Raw genomic sequence first — 24,897 nt, 5'->3', positions numbered from 1 at the left:
TGATCACCGGCTGAGGTGAGTTGCTGCCGGTTGTAGCAAACGACCATATCACGTCCTGAGCATATGAAAAATAGAGATTCCTGACGGGATCTTTACCGGTCTGCCGTGTAAAACGGTAGTCCCGGGCCCTTATTACCCAATGTTATTGCATGATGTCCCTCTTAAATAATGTTATGAATCCCGATTCAAGGTTTTTCAGCAAAGGCTGTAAGCGGCTGTTATTGGCATTGATTGGCATGGCAACCTCGCTTGCCGCCTCCGCCGGCACTTTCCCCGTGACGAATACCAACGACGCGGGGCCTGGCTCGTTCAGACAGGCCATCCTGGATGCGAATGCCGCAGGCGACGGTCCGCATAGTATCGTGTTCAATGTGCACGGACAGATTACGCTGGCCACCACCTTGCCGACGATTACGTCAAAGAAACTGACGATCGACGGGCAGAACAAAATCACCATATATTCTACGGGAACGAATTCCGTCATTAATCCGTTTGTGATCAATGCGGACAGTGTGACTGTCCGGAATTTTGTTGTGCAGAACAACGGGGACATCAACGTGGACATCTTTGCAGACAGAAAGGGTATCACTATTGATAATATACGCTCGTTCAGTACGGTCGGAAATTTCCTCAACGCCTTTATGCGGGTGCGGGGAGCCTCCACAGACCTGACGATAAAAAATATTTATTCCACGGATGTGGAGCCCAACAACAATGGCTATATCGGGCGGGCGTTTTATTTTTCAGGCGGTACGCAGACGAATCTGAAGATGGATAATATCCAACTGACTACCGCTAATAATACGCGCGGAGCTGAAGCCATTGTGTTCCGCGACGCAGGGGTGGACGGCTTTACGCTGACCAACACCAATATCAGCGGATTCCAGAATGCGATTATGTTTGACAACACTGCCGGTGCTGTAGAAACGGCGAACAATGTGCTGTTCAGAAATGTGACCATCGATAGTTTATGGAGTGGCGTATCACTGGGTATCTATTGTGATTACGCCGCCACCAATTTTGATATCAACCAAACCACGGTGGATATGAACGTGATCGGCGCGGATGACGATGGGGACTATGCCATCCGTTTCGACAATACGGCGAATAACATTAAGCTGGACACCATTAATATTAATGAGAACGATATTCACGCTGTCTGGTTTAACGGAGTAGCCAGCAATATCACTATTAATAAAGCAGTGATAGAGAATAAAGTGCCCGGGCAGTTCGGCGGAAATGCATTGATACGGTTTGAAGGAGCCGTCAACGGGTTTACCTGCACCAATTCCATACTAAATGGTGATAAAATTTCCATTGACGACGACGCAGATATTGGCATAGGATTTTATGCAGCTGCCACAGGAGTGACCATTGATAAGGTCACTTTCAGTGATTTTGATACAGATGGAATTTATGTGTCGGGAGCAGCCACCAATTTTCAGCTGACAAATTCTAAATTCGAGCGTAGTGTAGATGGCATTGAATTCTATAATAATGCTGCGAGAACAAACGTAGACATCGTCAATTCTGCTTTTTATGATCATACACGCTCCGGTATCGTGGTAAACGGCGCCAACGCGGCGACTGATGTAGATATCAAAGGCGATACGGTAGTGAACAATGCCAGCAACGGTATCTGGTTTCACGGCGGCGCCAGTGTAACCGATGTACAGATAGAGGGTTGCGTGATTCACGATAATGGCGCCGCTGGCATCGTGAACGTAGCTCCCAATAACGTGATTATTACCAATAACTCCATCTATAATAATGCTGGTGCCGGGATCTCTCTGACAGCCGGCAACTGTGGTTATACCGCCGCCGGTGGCAAAACCCCGGTACTGGTGTCATCTACAGCGCTGGGAGGGGGGCAGTACCAGCTACAGCTTACCATACCTAACATAACGGCCGGTGCCCAGTATACTGTCGACATTTATGCCAACGACCCCGCTACGAACAAAACGAGCGGGCAATATTATGTTACGTCCTTAACAGGATTGTCTGCCGGTACTTCTACCCAAACGATTACCTACAATGCCGGTCCGGGCGCTACCGGCCTTGGTTTCTGGACGGCCACGTTACGCATTCCCGCTAACACCTGCGGTACTTCGGAATTTGGCAACAGTATTCCCATGACCAACAAAGGTCCTGCCTGTGTGAACAATGGCGTAGTGGCCTGGTACAGGGCAGACCAGGCGGTGAACGGTGTAAACTGGGGCGATATCTCCGGAAGGGCCAACCACATGATCGTGATCGGTGATCCGGACAATACCACGGGCATGGTCAACTTCAACCCGGCCATTTATTATGATGGTAATGATGCACACCAGGTGCCCGCTTCGGCAGCTGTGTCAGGCGCGTATTCCATTATGGGCATGGGGATGGTGGAAGGCTCCCAGACAGGCCGCGTATTCGCCACTTCCACGGGTAACAAGTTAATGGGATGGCACGCAGGGGTCGAAAACCGATTGTATATAGAAGGCTGGTTGAATACGGGTAATGCCATCACCGCTAAAGGAAAACTCTACTCCTTTGAAAGAGCGGCCAGCGGCGCCTATGAATTCAAAAGCAACGGCGGACTGATAAAGAATGGTCCTACCGCTGATGGTACCGCATGGACGCTCGAACTGGGCGGCGCCACCTACTCAGAATATTCTAAAGTGTTTATTCCGGAGGTGTTCATCTACAACCGCGACCTTACACCGGCGGAGATGCAGCGCATTGAATCCTACATGGCCATCAAATATGGCGTTACGCTTAATGCCGGCGCCACCGATTATATTAACAGCGACGGCACCGTACAAATGTGGACGGCTGCTGCCAACGCAGGTTACGGCAGGCGCATCACCGGTATCGGCCGCGAAGACTGCACCATGCTGGACCAGAAACAGTCCCTGAGCCAGGATACCGGCCTGGTGACTATCGCGCTGGGAAATGCCATCGCTCTTTCCAATGCAGCGAATACAAACAACATCACGCAGGATAAGGCTTTCTTTGTCTTCAGCGATAATGGCGGCAGCACGAGCTATTTCACGGCTGTCACCAGCGCTAATGCCAATCAGCGTATGAGCCGCGTATTCCGCGTGCAGAAGACCGCCTCCTGGGACAACACCCAGCAGATTACGCTGCAACTGGCGGGCGGCAATGGTAACAACTACCTGCTCATTAGTACAGATGCGGCTTTTGGCACCATTACCAAAGAGCTGAAACTCAGCAGCACGGGAACGGTTACACTGAGCAGTAATGACCTGGCGAATGGCGCTTTCTTCACCTTCGGACAGAAACAACGGTTCCCGGGCGGCGTGGCTAACGGTATACAATCATGGGTGAAAGCCGACGCCGGTGTGACCGTTGTAAATGGCAATATCCTGAAGATACAGGATCAGGCGGCACAGCGTGAATGGCCGCTTTCACTTGCCAACCCTGTTGTCTGGCAGGACAACCCTATGAACTATAACCCGAACATTCTCTTCCAGGGTAACAACTATTTCAGCGTACCAACATTTACGGCCGGGTTTACCGCCGCTGAGGTGTTTTCAGTACAGACAACCACGCTGCCATCGTCTAATACTACAGTAGCTAGCTATCCGTTTGAATTTGGTGGTGATCCCAGTACGCTGACCAGCCAGTTCTATGTTTATAACGGCTCCCATTATACGCACTTCGGTATTACTTCCCGCCCCGGTTATTCACTGGGCGGCATGAACGTAAATCGCATACATATATTAAATAACTGGAGCGCTCCTAACAACTGGGCGCTGAACTTCGACGGCAAAACGATCGGTAGCAGTAGTACCTTCCAGGTCAGCTTCAGCAGAGGGGCAGCAGTAAACTCGGCTATCGGCGCTGGGCACAACTCCATCTTTAACGGCCGTTTTGCAGAGTTGATACTGTTTAACCGCCAGTTGAACGCCACGGAGCGCACACAGGTGAATAGCTATCTCGCCCTGAAATATGGTGTGACGTTGACAGCAGCTAACGGCGCCGTTAGCGATTATCTTGCCAGCGATGGCAGCACCCGTATGTGGACTGCCTCTAAAAATACCGGCTACGGTCAACGTATCACCGGCATCGGCAGAGATGACAACGGAACCCTGTTGCAGAAACAAAGCCGTTCACAACTGGATGATGCTAACGTGACGCTCAGTATAGGAAACAGCTTCGCCGCTTCCAATGGTGAAAACACGGCTGATATTGCCAACGACCTTTCCTTCTTTACTTTCAGCGATAACGGTCAACCGGCGACCTATACTCAGGGAGTTACCGGACTTGGTAATGTTACCCTGCGGATGGGACGTACCTATAAAGTAGACCGTACCAACTGGGCTGCCAACACCATCTGGATGGCGCTGATCGGTGGCAATAACCGCAACTACCTGCTGGTAAGCAGCGATGAAACTTTCGGAGCGGGGGATAAAGCTTATCCGCTGGATGAAAAAGGACAGGTAACAGTCGGCAGTGATCAGCTGCCCGACGGTGCTTTCTTTACTTTTGGCACTATACAGGCGGCGCCCGCCGGCGTGGCCGCCGGACTGGCAGTATGGACAAGGGCCGACAGCGCAGTCGTGTTAAGCGGCACCAATGCCACACAGTGGAAAGAACTGAGTCCCGCCGGCCGTACCTGGACAGCGAACACCGGAACATTCCCGTGGAAGGAAGCCTCCTTCAATTTTAACCCGGGTATCAGCTTCACCGGCAATTATTTTGTACAACAGCCCGAGATAGCGAACGCGTTTACTGCAGGTGAAATATTCTCCGTGCAAACCGCCAACTATGACAACACAGCCGGCCCTGCCAGCTATCCTTTTGAATTCGGAGGAACTTACGCAGGCGGAACGGCATTCTATACGTACACCAATAATAATCAATATACCTACTTCGGTTCCGGTACCGCGCGCAGAAACTTTGGTTACCCTGCAGGGGTGAACATCCGCAAGGCGCATATGCTCAACATATGGAGCGCCACCAACGACTGGGGCGCAGGTGTTGACGGTAAGGTGCTGGCGACCGCCAATGCCAATGCGGTGAATTTCCTTTCGCCGGCTAGCAATAAAGACTATATCGGAGCAGGCCATAACTCCCCTTTCAATGGCGACATCCCCGAAGTTATCTTATACTCCCGCAAGCTGAACGCAACAGAACGCCAGCAGGTACAATCCTACATGGCGCTGCGCTACGGCCTTACGTTAGGTATAGACGCTCCCATGGACTACCTTGCCAGCGATGGCGCTACCACCATGTGGAAAGCGGCCGCCGGCGGAGCTTACGCCAAACATATTACCGGCATTGGACGTGACGACAGAGGCATGCTGCTGCAGAAACAATCTGTGGCCGCAGATACCGGTATTGTGACCATCGCTGCCGGTACTACCGTAGCAGCGTCCAATAAAGCCAATGCTACCACTATAACCAACGATCTTTCTTTCTTCACCTTTGGAGATGACGGCGCGGCCACTACCTACCTCACACCGGTAGCCGGTATCAACGGCCTTAACAGCCGTATGGCCCGTATTTTTAAAGCACAGAAGACCAACTGGGCAGACCAGGATATTACCATCAAACTTGCCGGCGGCAATGAGCGGACTTACCTGGTCGTGAGCACCGATAATGCTTTCGGCGCAGGAGATGCTACCTACGCATTGGATGCAGACGGTAATGTTACCCTCAACAGCAGCCAGCTGGCCGACGGCGCGCATTTCACTTTTGCGCGCATGGTCACCGGACCCAACGGCGTTAAAGACGGTCTTTCTTTCTGGTTGCGTGCCGATGACGGAATGTCTTCCGGCAGCCAGTGGGTTGATTACAGCAATTTTGGCAATGACGCGGCACAGGGCCTGGTGAGCGGCCAGCCCATTACGGATGCCAGAGCTCTTAACTTCAATTACGGCCTGGTGTTCGACGGTACAGACGACTTCCTCGATATCAACACCACCCGGATAGATCCAGCTACCTCCACCATCTTTGCAGTAGCCGCGGCCTCCGGGTATGCAGCCGGCAACGTGAGAGAGCTGGTGGGCAGCGGCGCAGTAGGTGCCAATCAGGGCATGGAGTTCCGCGTGGTAAACATGGGACAATTGCAATTCCTCGAAAATTCCGCGGCGGTAGCAGGGATCGCCGGTACTAAACTGGCAGCCTCCGGCAGACCTTATATTTTCAGTGTTACACAAAACAATGCTACAGATGGTATACGCCTGTTTGAGAACTTCGCGGAAGACATCAAAGGCACTGTCAATTTAACACCGGCTACCGCCAACCTGATCTCCATTGGTTCCCGTACGATTGCGGGCAGGGGAGGTTTCTTTATGGGACCTATAGGTGAAGTGATCTCCTATGACCGCGTGCTGTCAGACCTGGAGCGCCAGAGAGTAGAATCTTACCTCGGCCTTAAATATGGAATTACACTCAACAATGGCGCTACCGATTACCTGGCCACCGACGGCTCCAAATACTGGACCGCCGATCCGACCTATAAATTCCGTATCACGGGTATTGGCCGTGACGACTCCACCGCACTGAACACTAAACAGTCCCTCAGTGTGGATACCGGTTTTGTGACCCTGTCACTGGGTAGCAGCATTGAGCTCACCAACGAACGGAATACCAATATCATTACCAACAATAAATCTTTCCTGGTATTTGGAGATAATGGCCAGTCGGCTTCCTCCTACACTACGGTTGTCGGCGGCGCTAATGCCACCCGCCGTCTGCCCCGCGTATGGAAAGTAGACAAAACCAACTGGACCGACCAGAACATTACCCTGAAAGCCGATGCGGTAGGTACCAAAGTATACCTGCTCATCAGCACCGACCCTACATTTGCAACGATCAGCCAGGAGCTGCCGTTGAATACCGATAAAACCATTACGCTCAACAGCAGCCAGCTGCCCGACGGTATCTACTTCACCTTCGGCGCACCGGTGAAATACCCCGGTGGTGTGGCCAGCGGTAACCTGGTTTGGCTGCGCGCAGATATCAATACTTCTGCTTCCGCAGACAATACGCCGATCAGCAACTGGAACGATTACAGTCCAAACGGCAACAACGTATGGCAGGCTACTGCGGCCAGCCAGCCCATTTATATGAACAATGCCGCAGCCAACATGAACTTTAACCCCGTGGTGAAGTTTAATGGCGGAACGCATGGTATGACAGGCGGTTCTTTCCTGAAAAATGGTACTTACAGTTCCGCCTATGCGTTTTATGCTGGCAGCCAGGCTGTAGCCAATCAAACTGTTATTTTCACAGAAGTTGCACCTGCCCTCGGCGTCAACCAGTTCACATTACATGCTACCTGGGATAATAACATAGTGTATTGGGACCCTCCTTACAAAAATAACCGCCTTTTTTTCAATGCCGGCGACATCAATAATCAGGTAATTCTCTGGACAGCCACCAACAATGTGAGCCTCCCGGCTAACAAACAGTCTATTTTCAAAAATGGAGTGAATGTGCTCAATGGAAATAACACTGACATTATCACCGGAGGTGTTCAGGCGTTCCAGCTGGGCTGGAATAACGGTGTTTCTTATAACGGCCGCATGGGTGACCTGATCGTTTATACAAGTCCGCTTACACCAACTGAACAACAGAAGGTGAACAGCTACATGGCCATCAAATACGGTATCACGCTCAACAACGGCGCTACCAATTACCTGGCCACCGACGGCAGCACCGTCTGGGACGCTGCCGCCAATACCGGTTATGGCAACTACATCACCGGTATCGGCCGTGACGACGCGGAAGACCTGAACCAGAAACAATCCCGCAACACCATGAGCGGTATGCAACTGGCCATCGGTCTTAACAGCCTCGCAGAAACAAACCTTAGCAATACAAATAACTTCTCTGCTGATAAATCCTATATGGTATGGGGCGACAACGCCGGCAGCGGTCTGTTTAAAACTGCACTGTCAGGCCACCCTGTAGCCAATTACCGAATGGGAAGAGTATGGAAAGTACAGAAATCAGGTACTATCGGCGCCGTACAGGTGGCCGTGCCTTACGACGCATTGCCCAATGCGGCGCAGACCTACCTGATCGTCAGCAACGACGCTACCTTCGATGGCAGCGATACCTTTATCCCGGTAACGGCCATGACCCTTAACGGCGTGAAACATTACGCTGCTGATGTGAACCTGAACAATGGCCAGTACTTCACCTACGCAGCCTCTATTAAAACGCCGGGCGGGGTAGTAGGCACTTCCCTCTGGCTCCGCGCTGATGCAGGTACTTCCAGCACGACAAACAATACCGCTATCGATGGCTGGACTGACTATGCTTCTGATCTGAACAACGCCACACAGACTACCGCGGCCAACCAGCCGTTGTACCTGAACAATGCCGCCGACAACGTGAACTTCAACCCGATGGTGAAATTTGATGGCGCTGACTTCATGGGCCTGGATATCACCAAAATGCCGGTAGGTACCTCCGCCAGAACGCTCATCGGCGTGGGTAATACAGCCACTACAGCTACTGGTAATAAATTTATCCTTGCCTATGGCGCCGGTGCCACCAACCAGGGTAGCGGTCTCGCACTGATAGGCGGAAACGGCACCGCCGACTTTGTAGGCTGGGCCAATGATGTGACAAGTCCTGCCGGTAACTGGCAAGTGGGCACGGTCAATGAAATGACAGGCGTATGGGCCGGCAACGGCGGCAACGCTACGCTGTACAGCAAAATGAAAGCGCTGGGCGGACCGGTCGCCAAAGCCTGGAATACCGGCAATGTAGGAGCCGGTATCGGCGCATGGCCCTGGGACCGCGCACAGGCATGGAACGGTTCCATGGGCGAAGTCATCGTATACCCGACCGCGTTAACCACCAATGAACTGCAACGGGTGTCCACTTACCTGGCTATCAAATACGGCTATACGCTGGACCAGACCAGCCCGACAGACTACCTGGCGACGGATGGCACCACCAAAGTATGGGACGCTACCGCCAACGCCACCTATAAAAATAATATCGCCGGTATTGGCCGCGACGACGTGGAAGGCCTGGCACAGAAACAAAGCCAGAGCGTCAACGGCGGCATACAGCCCATCGTGGGCCTCGGCAGCATCGCGGCTGACAACCTTAGCAATGCCAATACCTTCTCCGCAGATAAAGCCTACATGATATGGGGCGATGATGGCGGCAGCACGGCCTTCACTACCGCCGTCACGGGTAACCCGGCTGTCACCACACGTATGGGACGGATCTGGAAAGTACAGGAATCCGCTACCGTCGGCAATGTAACGCTGGCCATCGGGAAAGACCAGCTGCCCAGGGTGGCTAAAACGCCTTACCTCATCGTCAGCAACGACGCTACATTCGATGGCGCCGACCAGTTCATTCAACTGGCGGAAACCGACGTGAACGGCGTTGCCAGCTACACTGCCAACGTAGACCTGACCAACGGACAATACTTTACTTATGCCAGCTTCGTGACTGCACCCGGCGGCGTGCCGAATGAAATGCTGTGGGTGAAAGCCGATGCAGACGTGTTGGCGAGCGGAGGTAACCAGGTGGAGCAATGGCTCAACCAGGCCGGTACCATGGCGACCGAACTGCGCGCTGCCGCTCCTGCCCATACAGGTGCCATCACCCCTACGGCGGATATCCTTCATGTACCTAACGGCATCAACTTCAACCCAACACTCGATTTCTCCGGTGCAACGGGAAGGTCCCTGAAAGGCGATGCAGATGTTAACTGGAATACCGCTGCTAACTTGTCTATTTTTTCTGTCAGTTCGCCGGAAGGCTTACCGGCCAATGGCCTGGCGGGTATCTTCGCCACCAACGGAAACTGGACAGCTTCTGGTGCAGCAGGGAGAGGACTGATTTATTCTTCCTCCGGCACCTTTACACTCGATGGTAACGGATGTCTCGTCGCGCCGTCTACGCCTTCCTATGCAGGCCCCATCATTGCCAGAGGTGTGTACGTTAACCCGGGGAATGCCCTGAACGGAAGGACCTGGCTAAACGGTAAACCGGGCGCCATCGGTGTTACCTGTACCGCACAGATAGACGGCTCCTTCTTTGAAATAGGTGGCCGTACTACTGCCGAGTCCTCCCTGGACAACCGCATTTTTAAAGGTAAAATTCCCGAAGTGATTGTCTACAAAACTGCTCTTACACCAACAGAAACGCAGCAGGTAGAATCTTACCTCGGTATCAAATATGGTATCACGCTCGACCAGAGCACCGCGCAGAACTACCTGGCCACAGATGGTTCCGTGATCTGGAACGCTACTGCCAACAATACTTATAAAAACAATATCTTCGGTATCGGCCGCGACGACCGCGAAGCACTGACGCAGAAACAGTCCCGCAGCATCCACACAGGCTCCATTCTGACAGTAGGCATGCGCACCATCGCCGCTACCAACGCAGAAAATACCAATACTTTCGGTGAAGATAAAAGCTACCTCCTGCTGGGCAGCAACAGCAACGCCCTCACCGTAGGTGGTACAGACCTGCCCAAAGGCAGCTGTATCCCCGAACGCCTCACGCAGGAGTGGAAAACACAATTCACCAACTACGATATCAGCACCCAGCCGCTGAGCATGCAGTTCGATCTGAACGGTATTACCGTGAAAGGCACCGCCACTGAAGATTTCACCATCATGGTGGATGAAGACGGCGACGGTGACTTCACCACCGGCACCGTAACAGAAATTCCCGCTACCAGCTTCAATGCCGGTATCGTAAGCTTCGACAATGTGAGCGCCCTGAAAGACGGTGTGGTATTCACCCTCGTGACCAGCCACCTCCGCCGCACGGCCAACCTGGTACCGGATGCAACCACCAGAACAGTGGCTGCCACCTGTATCAGCAACGATACACTGTATTTCATCGATCCTACAGACGCCAATAAATACATCGCGTCCATCTCCCTGAACGGTAACACCATGGACGTGACGAAGCTGTCCGCCCTGGTAGACGTGAACCGGGACATGAACGCCGCCCTGGGTAAAAACAGCGGCACCGACTACGGTACACAGCTGATGCGCAGACTGGTGCAGATCAATTACACCGGCGCTGCCCTCACACAGAACGGCGGCGTAACCGTTCGCCTGTTCTGGAACCCGGCGGAAAAAACCAACGCAGAGAATATGCTCTCCGGCACCCGCGGCGTGCCAGGCACCCAGCGCTGGACATGGTTCAAGCATACCGGCGATATCACCTCCACCCTGGCCGACCTGGCGCCGGAAGGACTGGCGAACATCACCGAACTGGCACCAACAGCCACCGGTCAGCAGGACGGCGTGGAATACGTTGAATTCAGCGGTATACAAAGCTTCTCCACTTTCGGTGGAGTGACCGCTGTCAACCAGACACTGTCCATCACCAAAGGACAGGACGGTAAAGAAGGAACACCCGACGGCGCCTTCAAAATCAGCCTGCCAGGTACAGTTACCGCCACGGAAGACATCACCGTCAACTATACGGTGACCGGCACCGCTGCTAACGGAGCCGACTACACGTCATTAACCGGTACTGTTACCTTCCCGTCAGGCAGCAACAACATATCCCTGCCTGTGATAGTGACAGACGACAATATCCTTGAAATAACGGAAAATGTGACCGTTACCCTGACCAACGCCCTCGGCGCCATCAGCGGCAATGCTTACAATATCAGCACCACCCAGCCGGCTGCCACACTGGATATCGCTGACAACGACAGCAACGACCCTGCTAAAACCACGGTAGGCGTTGTATGGAGCAGCGATGCCAAAGAACCCATCACCAACGGTGCGTTCAATGTCAGCCTGCCTGCAGGGGTGACTACTTCCGAAGACATACTCGTAACCTATGCCGTTGCCGGTACGGCCACACCAGGCGCCGACTATCAGGCACTGACCGGGTCTGTGGTGATCCCCGCCGGTTCAGGCGGCGTAATGCTGCCGGTGCTGGTCATGGATGATCAGCTCCTGGAAAAACCGGAAACTGTCATCACCACCGTAACGGGCGGCAGCTCTGCCAACTTTACGCTGACACCACGTACAGGCGCTGCTACAGCCACGGTGAATGTCATCGACGATGAAAACACACCGGCTAACCTTACCCTGAGCGTGGCTAAAACAGCTGATGCAGCTGAACCGTCCACCCATGGCGGATTTACCATCAGCCTGCCATCCACTGTTAAACCGACGGAAGACATCACCGTCAGCTATACTATCGCCGGTACAGCCACAGGTGGGTCTGATTACACTGCCCTTACCGGCACCGTAGTCATCCCTGCAGGCCAGTCGGACGTAGCACTGCCGGTGAACGTGATCGACGATCAGATCATCGAAAACCCGGAAACAGTGGTAGTAACGCTCACCGGTGGTACCAGCCCTAATTTTACTTACACTGTCAGCGCCACCAATGGCAACGCCTCCATGGCGATAGCAGATAATGACAACATCGCGGCCAACCGCGTACTGAGCATCAAAAAGACGACTGATGCCGCAGAACCAGCGAGCCATGGTGTGTTCACCATTAGTCTGCCTGCCAATATCAAATCTTCTGAAAATATAACCATAGCCTATACATCCTCCGGTACCGCTGCCAGCGGCACAGACTACACCGCCCTGGGAACATCGGTGGTGCTGCCTGCAGGACAGAACAGCATCACACTGCCTATCACCGTTGCCGATGACAAGATCATCGAAAATACAGAGACGGTCATCGCAACGGTGACTGGCGGTACCAGCACCAGCTTTACTTTCACCGTCAGCAGCACAGAAGGCAGCGCTACTGCCGATATTGCTGATGACGACAATACCGCGGCCAACCGCGTGCTCGGCGTCCGCAACGCAGGGGGAAATGCGTCGGAACCGGCTACCCACAGCGCGTTTAAGATCGGTCTGCCAACAGGCGTGACATCTTCTGAACCGGTGACCGTAACGTATACCATCAGTGGTACCGCTGTTAACGGTACAGACTATACGACCTTGCCAGGCACCGTGATCATCCCGGCCGGCCAGGACAGCGTAACCGTCCCCGTAACCGTAAGCGACGACCAGCTGATGGAAAACACCGAAACCGTGATCATGACCATCACCGGCGGTAACAGCACCAGCTTCGCTTTCACGGCCAGCACCACTAACGGTAATGCAACCGTGAATATCCTCGATGACGATAACACCGCGGCCAACCGCGTGCTGAGCATCACTAAAACCAACGATGGCGCAGAACCGGCCACCAACGCCGCGTTTAAGATCAGTCTGCCGGGAACGGTAAAACCTTCTGAAGACATTACCGTGAACTATACCATCGCCGGAACCGCTACCAACGGTACCGACTACACTACTTTAAGTGGTACAGTGACCATTCCTGCGGGAACGAACAATATTACCCTGCCGGTGACTGTGACCAATGACCTGGTGATAGAGGGCACCGAAACGGTGGCGTTGACGCTCACCGGCGGCAGCTCTGCGAACTTCACTTATACTGTTAGCGCTACCAATGGTAATGCTACGGCCAATATTACCGATGACGATAACACCGCGGCCAACCGGGTGCTGAGCGTGGTAAATGACGCTAACGCCGCAGAACCGGCCACCCCCGGCGCCTTTAAAATCAGCCTCCCAACAGGCATCACTGCTTCTGTGCCGGTGACCGTGAATTATACGATCGCAGGAACAGCCACCAGTGGCGCAGACTATACCGCGTTAACCGGCACCGCCACCATTCCGGCCGGCCAGCCTGATGTGACAGTGGCTGTAACGGTGGCTGATGATAAAATCATCGAACTGACAGAAACCGTTGCGATGACCATTACCGGTGGTACCGGCGGCGGATCTGCCTATACGGCATCTGCAGCCGCTAAAACTGCTACGGTGAATATTGCGGACGACGATGACACTCCAGCCAACCGCGTGGTAAGGGTACAGGTGGCCCGCGACGGCGCTGAAGGAGGAAACTCTTTGCGCTTCAATTTCCTCCTGGCTCCGGGCATCACTGTCTCTCAGCAGGTGACAATTAACTATTCAGTAGGTGGTACTGCTATCCTGGGTACCGACTACAATGGTCTCACCGCTTCCCATTTTGACGGAACGGCGATCATCTCAGCCGGAGCCACCGCCACCGCGTCAGTAGGTAATGTAGTGGATGACCAGATCATAGAAGGTACAGAAACGGTGGTCATCACGCTTAACAGCGGCTCATCCACCAACTTCACCTTTACCCCTGATCCGGCAGAAGGTGTTGCTACCGCCAATATTATCGATAACGACGACATCCCGGCCAACCGCGTGCTGAGCATCACCAAAAATGGCGATGCCGCCGAACCGGGTGCCAATAATACTTTCAATATTAACCTGCCTGCCGGCATTACCGTGCCTGCGCCGATCACGGTGAACTATACCGTGACCGGTACAGCCACCGGCGGCGCAGATTATGCTACCCTGACCGGTACCGCTACCATCCCTGGTGGCGCCAACGGCACCACGCTGCCTGTCAATGTGATCAATGACAACCTCATTGAGAATACCGAGACAGTCGTGGTAACCATCACCGGCGGCACTACCGGCTCGCTCACTTTCACGCCCAGCACTACCAATGGCGCTGAAACCATGAACATCGCCGATGATGAAAATACCGCGGCCAACCGCGTGCTCAGCATCGTGAAAGTGGCAGACGCCGTAGAACCGTCTACCAACGGCAGCTTCAAAGTAAGCCTGCCGGGAACGGTAAGGACTTCCGAAGCAGTGACCGTCAACTACACCGTCAGCGGCACAGCTACTAACGGTACGGACTATACGACATTAACCGGCTCAGTTGTACTGCCTGCAGGGCAGAACAATGTGTCCATACCAGTTCTTGTCATCAATGACAAGATCATAGAAGGTACAGAAAATGTAACGCTCACGCTGACCGGCGGCAACAGCACCAGCTTTGCCTTCACTGCCAGCACCACCAACGGCAGCGCTACCGTGGATATTGCAGATGACGACAACGTAGCGGCCAACCAGGTACTGAGCGTAGCCAAAGGCACAGATGGCGCAGAACCGAACACCAACGGCGCCTTCACCATCAGCCTGCCTGCCGGATACACCGCAGCAGCGGCCATTACTGTCAACTATACTATTGCCGGTACAGCCACCAGTGGGTCTGATTATGTAGCGCTGACCGGCACCGTGACCCTGCCTGCAGGACAGCCCGGTGTATCCGTTCCCGTAGTAGTGAGCAACGACGACCTGATAGAGAACACCGAGACCGTGATCATGACCCTGACCGGCGGCACCGGAGGCGGCCTTACCTACACGGCCAGCCCGACCAATGCAGCGGCTACGGTTAATATTAACGATGATGAAAACGCCGCGGCCAACCGCGTCCTGAGCGTTGCCAACAATGGCAATGCCGCAGAACCGGCTACTCCGGGGTCATTCAGAATCAGCCTGCCAACAGGAGTTAAACCATCTGAAGACATTCAGGTGACTTATACTATCAGCGGATCCGCTACCGGCGGTAAAGACTACACCGCGCTGACAGGCACAGTAACGCTCCCTGCCGGCCAGAACAGTGTAGACGTGCCTGTTACTGTTACCGATGATAAGATCATCGAAGGACAGGAAGACGTTATACTGACCATCAGCAGCGGCGCCAGCACTAACTTCGCTTATACGGCCAGCACCACCAACGGCACTGCTACGGTGAACATCGCAGATGACGACAACACCGCCGCCAACCAGGTACTGGCTGTCACCAAAGGGGCAGATGCCGCAGAACCGGCTACGAATGGTCACTTCGTGATCAGCCTGCCGACAGGTATCACATCGGCAAGAGATATCCAGGTAACCTATACCATAGGCGCCGGTACCGCTACGCCGGGTACCGACTACCAGGCGATTACCGGCACCATTACCATCCCTGCCGGTCAGGAAAATGTGCACGTGCCTGTGAATGTGATAGACAACAAAGTAATAGAACCGGCAGAAACCGTGATCCTGAACATCAGCGGCGGCAACGATACACAGTTCGCCTACACCATTGCCGGTGGGGGAGGTTCCGCTACCGTGACCATTGCTGACGATGATTATACCACTAACCGCAACGTGGTGCTGCTGACCAAAGTATCCGACGCCATCGAAGGCGGTACCAACGGTCAGTACAGGATTGCACTGCAGCCGGGTGTGACCAGCTCAGAGGACGTGGTGATTAACTTCGCCCTGACAGGAACAGCTATCAATGCAACAGATTATAATTTACTGGGTCTGTCCGCCGGTAAGATTGTGATACCGGCTGGCGCCAACGAGATATTTATAGACGTGGATGCAGGTAATGACGGCATCATTGAAGGACCTGAAACAGTGATCATGACCCTGACCAGCGCGGCTTCCTCCAGCTATCCGTTTACCATAGATCCATCCGGCAACGGTGCGACGGTGAACATCGTTGATGCCAACGCGGCCAGCAGCACACCGATACAGGTGATGGCCGGCGCCAACGCCGCTGAACCGGCCAGCAACGGTACCTTCACCGTGAAACTGGCAGGTGTGGGTACCTCCGCATGGCCTGTGACCATAGGTTACCGCGTATCCGGCACCGCTCTCTCCGGAACGGACTATGAAGCCCTGGGCACTATCGTGATCCCGGCTAATACCAATGCCGTCCCGATTACGCTCAAAGTGCTGGACGACAAGATCATCGAGCCGACTGAAACCATGACCATCACGCTCCTGTCAGGCAGTGCTACAGATGGCGGTGGAAACGCCTTTATCTTCCCGCCGGACCCTGCCTTTGACAATCTCACCGTTAACATTGCGGATGACGATGCTGCCGTGGCTGCCAATCGTGTCCTGAAAGTGGTGAAAGACCAGGACGCAGCTGAACCTAACACTAACGGATCGTTTACCGTAAGCCTGCCTGCCGACTATACTTCTTCAGCCAATATCACGCTGAATTATACAATGAGCGGCACCGCTGTACGCAATACGGATTATACCATCTTTACGATCACGCTGCCTGCCAACAGCAACAGCATCAGCCTGCCGCTGCGCGTGACCGATGATAAGATCATCGAAAACACGGAAACGGCTATACTGACGCTGACTGGTGGCACAGACGGCAACTCCTTCACGTATACGGGAGATCCTGCCGGCAATGTGGCTACACTGAATATCGCCGACGACGATAACAACACTACCAATAACGTGTTGTCAGTCGCAGCGACCACCCACGGCGCCGAGCCTGGCACTCCGGGTGTATTCACCATCAGCCTCCCGACCGGATACACCGCGGCGGAAGAGATAGACGTCACTTATACCATAGGCGGCACCGCCACTGCCGGCGACGACTATACGCCGCTGACAGGTACCGCGAAAATACCGGCTGGCCAGCCTAACGTGACCGTACAGGTGCCCGTGACGGACGACCAGATCATTGAAGGTACAGAAACCGTAATGATGACGCTGACCGGTGGTACCAGCACCAGCTTTACATTTACTCCGGCTACCGGCAACAGTACCGCTACCGTGAATATCACTGATAACGACAATACTGCCGCTAACCAGGTGATCAGCATCACGAAGAAAACAGATGCCGCCGAGCCATCCACCCTTGGCGCCTTTACCGTGAGCCTGCCGGCTAACATCAAATCCGCGCAGCCCATCACGGTGAACTACACCATCGCCGGCACCGCCGAAAATGGTAAAGACTACAATACCCTCACCGGTACCGTAGTGATACCAGCGAATACAAATGCAGTAGACGTGCCTGTAACTGTAATGGACGAGAAGATCATAGAAGGCACGGAAACGGTGGTCCTCACCGTTACCGGCGGCGCTTCACCGGACTTCACCTACACCGCCAGCACCACCAGCGGCACTGCGACCGTGAATATTGCCGATGACGATGATATCGCCGCCAACCGCGTGCTGAGCGTGGAAAACAAAGCCAATGCAGCAGAACCGGGCACCAATGGCCTGTTCCGTATCAGCCTGCCCGCCGGTTATACCGCAGCAGTACCTGTTACCGTGAACTATACCGTTGCCGGTACCGCCACTTCCGGCGATGATTACACCGCGCTGACCAACACCGTGGTGATACCTGCCGGTGAAAACGGGGTGCCTGTAGCCGTGAACGTTGCAGACGACAAGATCATAGAAAATACGGAAACCGTTATCCTGACGATCACCAACGGTACCGGCGGCGCTGCATACACTGCCAGCACCACTAATGGCAATGCCACCGTGAATATCGCAGATGACGACAATACACCGGACAATATAGTGCTGAGCGTGACCCGCACTGCCGATGCAGGCGAACCTTCCACCAACGGAACGTTCAGCATCAGCCTCCCTGCCGGCGTGACCGTAGCAGAAGATGTGACAGTACATTATACCATCACTGGCACCGCCACTAACGGCACCGACTATACTAACCTCACCGGCACCGTAGTGCTGCCGGCCAACCAGGAAAGTGTAGCCGTACCGGTTGCAGTGACGGACGATAAGATCATTGAAAACACAGAAACAGTGATCATGACGCTGAACAACGGCGCCAGCGCTAACTTCAGCTTCACCGCCAGCACTACCAGCGGTAGCGCGTCCATGGATATTGCGGACGACGACAATACGCCGACGGCGCTCGTGCTGAGCATCAACAAAAAAGCCGATGGCGCAGAACCGGCCACCAACGGACAGTTCTCCATCAGCCTGCCTGCGGGTTATACCGCCTCACAGAATATCACGGTGAACTATACCGTGGCCGGTACCGCTACCAGCGGAGCCGACTACACAGCCCTTGGCGGATCTATTGTACTGCCGGCCGGTGAAGACACCGTATTCCTGCCGGTTACTGTGAAAGACGATAAGATCATCGAACCGACAGAGACCGTGATAGTTACCCTGACCGGCGGCACCAGCACCAGCTTCAGCCTGGTGCCCAGCAGCAGCAACGGCAACGCTACGGTTAACATCACCGATGATGAAAATACCGTTCCTGCGAACCTCGTACTGGGCATAGCGCGGAACAAAGACGCGGCCGAACCGGCTACCAGCGGCGCCTTCAGAGTAGGGCTCCCTGCAGGTATCACCGCAGCCGAAGACATCACGGTGAATTATACCGTGACAGGCACCGCCGCCGCGGGTACTGACTATGTGGCCCTGAGCGGCACGGTAGTCATCCCGGCAGGTACCGACAGTGTCGACATTCCTGTGACGGTGGCCGATGACAAAATCATCGAGCCTGCCGAAACGGTGATCGCCACCCTGGCAGGAGGTTCCTCCGGCAGCTTTACTTTCACCGGTACCGGCAACGCAACGGTGAACATCGCCGATGACGACGCGGTGGCAGCCAACCTGGTGTTGACCGTGGCCCGGGCCAGCGACGCAGCAGAGCCTAATGTCAACGGTTCCTTCACGGTGAGCCTGCCAGCCGGCTATACCGCGGCAGAAGACATCACGGTGAACTACACTATCACCGGCACCGCCATCAGTGGCACGGACTACACGGCGCTCCCGGGCACCGTAGTCATCCCTGCCGGCCAGCCTGGCGCTACCGTACAGGTACCCGTGATCGACGATCAGCTGATAGAAACAACAGAAACCGTGATCATGACGCTCAACGGCGGCAGCTCTGCCAGCTTCACCTTCACCGGTAATGGCAACGATACGGTGAACATCGCCGATGACGACAACACAGCGGCCAACCGCATCCTGTCTGTCACCAAAATGACCGATGCAGCCGAACCGGGCACCAATGGCGTATTCGCTATCAGTCTGCCCAAAGGTATCACCGCCGCAGAAGCCATCACGGTGAACTACACCATCGCCGGCACCGCTGCCAGCGGTAAGGATTACACCGCTCTGAGCGGCACTGCCACCATCCCGGCAGGTAAAGACACGGTATTCGTGACCGTGCCGGTCATCGACGACAAAGTGATTGAAACCACGGAAAGCGTACTGATGACCCTGACCGGCGGCAACAGCGCTAACTTTACTTTCACGGCCAGCACCACCAGCGGCAACGCTACGGTGAACATCGCCGACGATGATAATGTGGCGGCCAACCTGATCGTGAGCGTGCTCAATCCGGCAGATGCCGCAGAACCGGCCACCAACGGCTCCTTCTCTGTGAGCCTGCCTGCAGGTTACACCGCTTCGGAAGACATCACCGTGAACTATACCATCGGTGGTACCGCCACCGCAGGTGATGACTACGTTACCCTGAACGGCAGCGTGGTGATCCCGGCCGGCCTTACCAGCATCACTGTACCGGTTACCGTGAAAGACGATAAGATCATAGAAAATACAGAAACAGTAATAATGACGGCTACAGGGGCTACATCCACCAGCTTTACGCTCGTGGCAAGCAGCACCAGCGGCAACGCTACCGTGAACATCGCAGATGACGATAACACCGCCGCCAACAGGGTGCTGAGCGTAAACAATGCAGGCAATGCAGCAGAACCAGGTACTAACGGCCGCTTCGCTATCAGCCTGCCTGGAGGAGTAACCTCGGCCGAAGATATTACCGTGAACTACACCATCGCCGGTACCGCCACCAGCGGCACTGATTACGGCGCCCTCAGCGGCACGGTAGTCATCCCGGCAGGACAGGACACCGTATTCGTTCCGGTGAACGTGATCGACGATAACATCATAGAAAGCAACGAAACAGTGGTACTCACCCTGACCAACGGCGCCAGCACCAGCTTTAACTTCACCGCCAGCACCACCAACGGTAATGCTGCTGTGACCATCGCTGATGACGATAATGTGGACGGCAACCGCGTACTGCAGGTAGTGAGAACGGCCAATGCGGCAGAACCGGGCACCAACGGCAGCTTCTATGTAAGCCTGCCTGCTGCTGTCACCGCCGCGGAAGATATCACTGCGACCTACACCATCAGCGGCACCGCTAAAAACGGCACCGACTACACCAGTCTGACAGGTACCGTCGTGATCCCTGCGGGTCAGCCAGGCGTGTCTGTACCGGTAACGGTGACCGATGATAAGATCATCGAAGGCACTGAAACCGTGATCATGACGCTCACCGGCGGCAGCTCCGCCAGCTTCACCTACACGGCCAGCGATACTGCCGGTGTAGCCAGCCTGGACATCGCCGATGACGACGCCACCACCGCTAACCGCGTACTGGTAGTGACCAAAGGCAGCGATGCGGCAGAACCGGCCACCAACGGCAGCTTTAATATCGGCCTGCCGACAGGCATCACCGCTGCTGAAGACATCACGGTGAACTACACCATCGGCGGCACTGCCACCGCAGATACAGACTACACCGCCATCACCGGCGCCGTAGTCATCCCGGCAGGTCAGAACAGTGTAGCCGTCCCCGTGACCGTGAAAGATGATAGGATCATCGAAACCACCGAAACCGTGATCATGACGCTCACCGGCGGAACATCCACCAGCTTTACCTATGCTGGTAATAACAACGATACCGTGAACATCGCCGATAACGACAACGTGGCAGCCAACCGTGTGCTGACCGTAGCGAAAGCGATCGACGCAGCAGAACCAGGCACCAACGGCGCCTTTACCATCAGCCTGCCTGCCGGTATCACCGCCGCAGAAAACGTGACGATCAACTACACGGTAGGTGGCACCGCTACCACAGGTACGGACTACACCACCCTGGGTGGCACCGTTATCCTCACGGCCGGTCAGAACAGCGTGACCATACCGGTCCCGGTGATCGACGACCAGATCATAGAGAATACAGAAACAGTAGTAATGACACTGGCAGGCGGCGCTTCGGCCAACTTCACCTTCACGGGTAATACCAGCGCCACTGTAAACATCAATGATAATGATGACATCGCAGCCAACCGTGTTATTACGGTAACCGCCACCAGGGATGCGGCAGAACCGGGCACCAATGGTGAGTTCACCATCGGCCTGCCTAACGGAATCACTGCCGCAGAAGCGGTAACGGTGAAATACACCATCGCCGGCACAGCTGCAAGCGGTGTGGATTACACCGCCCTCAGCGGAACCGTGATCATCCCGGCTGGCCAGAACAAGGTGACCATACCGGTACCGGTGATCAACGACCAGATAATGGAAAACACCGAAACGGTAGTGATGGCCATCACCAGCGGCGCATCCACCAGCTTCACCTTTACCGGTGGCGGCAGCGCAACCGTGAACATCATTGATGATGAAAACACGCCGGCCAACCGCACCCTGAACATCGTGAAAACGACCGATGCATCAGAACCGGCGACCAATGGCAGCTTCACTGTTAGTCTCCCTGCCGGCATCGTGGCCTCAGAAGACATCAAAGTGAACTACAGCACCAGCGGCACGGCCACCAGCGGCACAGACTATACCGCCATCACCGGAACGATCACGATACCGGCAGGCCGCAACAGTGTAGCCGTACCGGTGACCGTGAAAGACGACCAGGTGATTGAACAGACAGAAACCGTGATCATGACACTGAATGGCGGAACGTCCACCAGCTTCACCCTTACCGGCAACGGTAATGCCACCGTGAACATCGCGGACAACGAAAGCACCACGCCTGCAAGCATGGTACTGAACATCACCAAAGGTGCAGACGGCGCAGAACCGTCTACCAACGGCAACTTCAACGTGAGCCTGCCGACAGGTATCACTTCTTCTGAAGACATCAGCGTAAACTATACTGTGGCAGGTACCGCTACCGCAGGTGCTGACTACACCGCCCTCACCGGCACCGTAGTCATCCCGGCAGGCCAGAATAGTGTAGCCGTACCGGTGACCGTCACCGACGATCAGATCATAGAAGTGACAGAGACAGTAGTCGCCACCCTCAACGGTGGCACATCGGCCCACTTCACCTTCACCGGCAATGGCAATGCTACCGTTAACATCGCGGACGATGAAAGCAAAACACCTGCTAAAATGGTACTGACAGCCGCCAAAGGTGCGGATGGCGCTGAACCGGCTACTAACGGCAACTTCACCATCAGTCTGCCGGCGGGTATCACTTCTTCCGAAGCCATTACCCTGAACTACACCGTGGCAGGTACCGCTACCGCTAACGCTGATTACACCGCGCTCACCGGTACAGTAACCATCCCGGCAGGCCAGAACAGCATCAGCATACCGGTGACTGTACAGGACGATAAAGTAATAGAAGGTACCGAAACCGTGGTCCTGACGCAGACCGGCGCAACATCCGCCAATTTCACCTACACCGCTGCCGGCAACGCTACGGTCAACATCCTCGACGATGAGACCACCGACGCCAACCTGGTGCTGAACGTTACCAAAGGTGCGGACGGTGCAGAACCAGCCACTAACGGCAGCTTTAATATCAGTCTCCCGGCCGGCGTCACCGCAGCCATGGACATCACCGCCACCTACACAGTAGCAGGTACTGCCACCGGTGGTACAGATTACACCACCCTGAGCGGCACCGTTACCATCCCGGCAGGTCAGAACAGTGTAGCCGTACCGGTTACCGTTACAGACGACCAGCTGATAGAAGGAGATGAGACCGTGATCATCACGGGTACCGGTGGCCAGGCTGGCAGCCTTGCCTTCAAGCCGGGCGCAGCTGTCACGGCTACCGTGACCATCGCCGATGACGACGATGATAACCTCGACCTGGTAGTCAGCGCCAGCAAAGCCAATGCGGCTGAACCGGCGACAGCAGGAGAGTTTACCATCAGCCTTGCTGGTGGAAAGGTACCTGCGGCCGACATCACCGTGACTTACACCGTTGCCGGTACTGCTGCTCCGGGCACCGACTACACCGCCCTCACAGGCACGGCAGTCATCCCGGCAGGCAAAAACAGTGTAGCCGTACCGGTGAACGTATCCGACGATGACCTGATAGAACCGGTGGAAACAGCGGGACTCACCATCACCGGTGGTAAGTCGGCCGGCATCACCTACACTGTAGGCGCCAACAAAACAGCCACTGTCAGCATCGCTGATGACGACCATACAGATCTCAGTCTGCTGGTGACAGCCAGCAAGCCGGACGCCACTGAGCCGAACGTTAATGGTGAATTCACCATCAGCCTGGCCAGCGGCAAACGTACCGCCGATCCGATCATCATACAATACATGATCAGCGGCAGCGCCACACCGGATGCTGACTACACGGCGATCACCGGCACCATCACCATCCCGGCAGGCGCCAACCGTGTAACCGTTCCGGTGAGCGTACTGGACGACACGGAAGTAGAATCACCGGAAACAGTGGTGTTCATGCTTACCGGCGGAAAATCGGCCAGCTACACCTTCACTGCCGGCGCCGCCAAAGAAGCGACTGTCACCATCACGGACACGGATAAACTGGCGGGCGACCTGGTGATCACCAAAGAGATCGTGGCCCCGGCAACAGGACCTTACCGCATGGGACAGAACCTGACGTACCGCATCACCGTACGCAACGCCGGCAACATTCCGGTGACCAGCGTGAGAGCGGAAGACCGTCTGCCTGTTCAGCTGGACGTGCCGACCAATACTTCGGCAGAAAGAGGCGAGGTGACCGTATCGCCGGCAACCAAACTGGTAGAATGGAATATCGGTGACCTGGCAGTAGGCGCTTCCGTACAAATGACGCTGACCACCCGCGTAATAGAAGGCGGACAGCTCATCAACGAAGCCAGCGCTTACAGCACCAACATGCCGGATGCAGACAGCACCAACAACGTGGCGGCATCCAGCGTGGCGATAGAAGGGTCTGACCTGTCATTCCCGAACGTCATCACACCGAACGGCGATGGTAAGAACGAAAGGTTCATCATCGGCGGTCTGGAAAAATACCCGGGATCAGCTATTTATATCTACAACCGTTGGGGCAGCATGGTATATCAGTCCAAAGATTACCGTAATGACTGGGACGGTTCCAACCTGAACGAAGCGACCTACTACTATATCCTGGAAGTACGGAAGCCGGAAGGTGTTAAGAAATATAAAGGGTGGATCACCATATTACGGTAAGAGCTAACAATTA

General features: G+C 54.9%; 1 protein-coding gene. It reads left to right on the top strand.

Features of this window, described 5'->3' with window-relative positions:
* Positions 1–173 precede the first annotated feature (173 nt).
* Positions 174–24,884, top strand: a complete 24,711-nt coding sequence (locus tag HF324_RS20130) for a DUF8202 domain-containing protein (protein ID WP_168860656.1) — start codon at positions 174–176, stop codon at positions 24,882–24,884.
* Positions 24,885–24,897: the final 13 nt, after the last annotated feature.

It is taken from the genome of Chitinophaga oryzae, assembly GCF_012516375.2.
Lineage (GTDB): Bacteria > Bacteroidota > Bacteroidia > Chitinophagales > Chitinophagaceae > Chitinophaga > Chitinophaga oryzae.
Note: the sequence above shows the minus strand (reverse complement) of the source record. Positions and strands in the feature narration are given on the sequence as shown.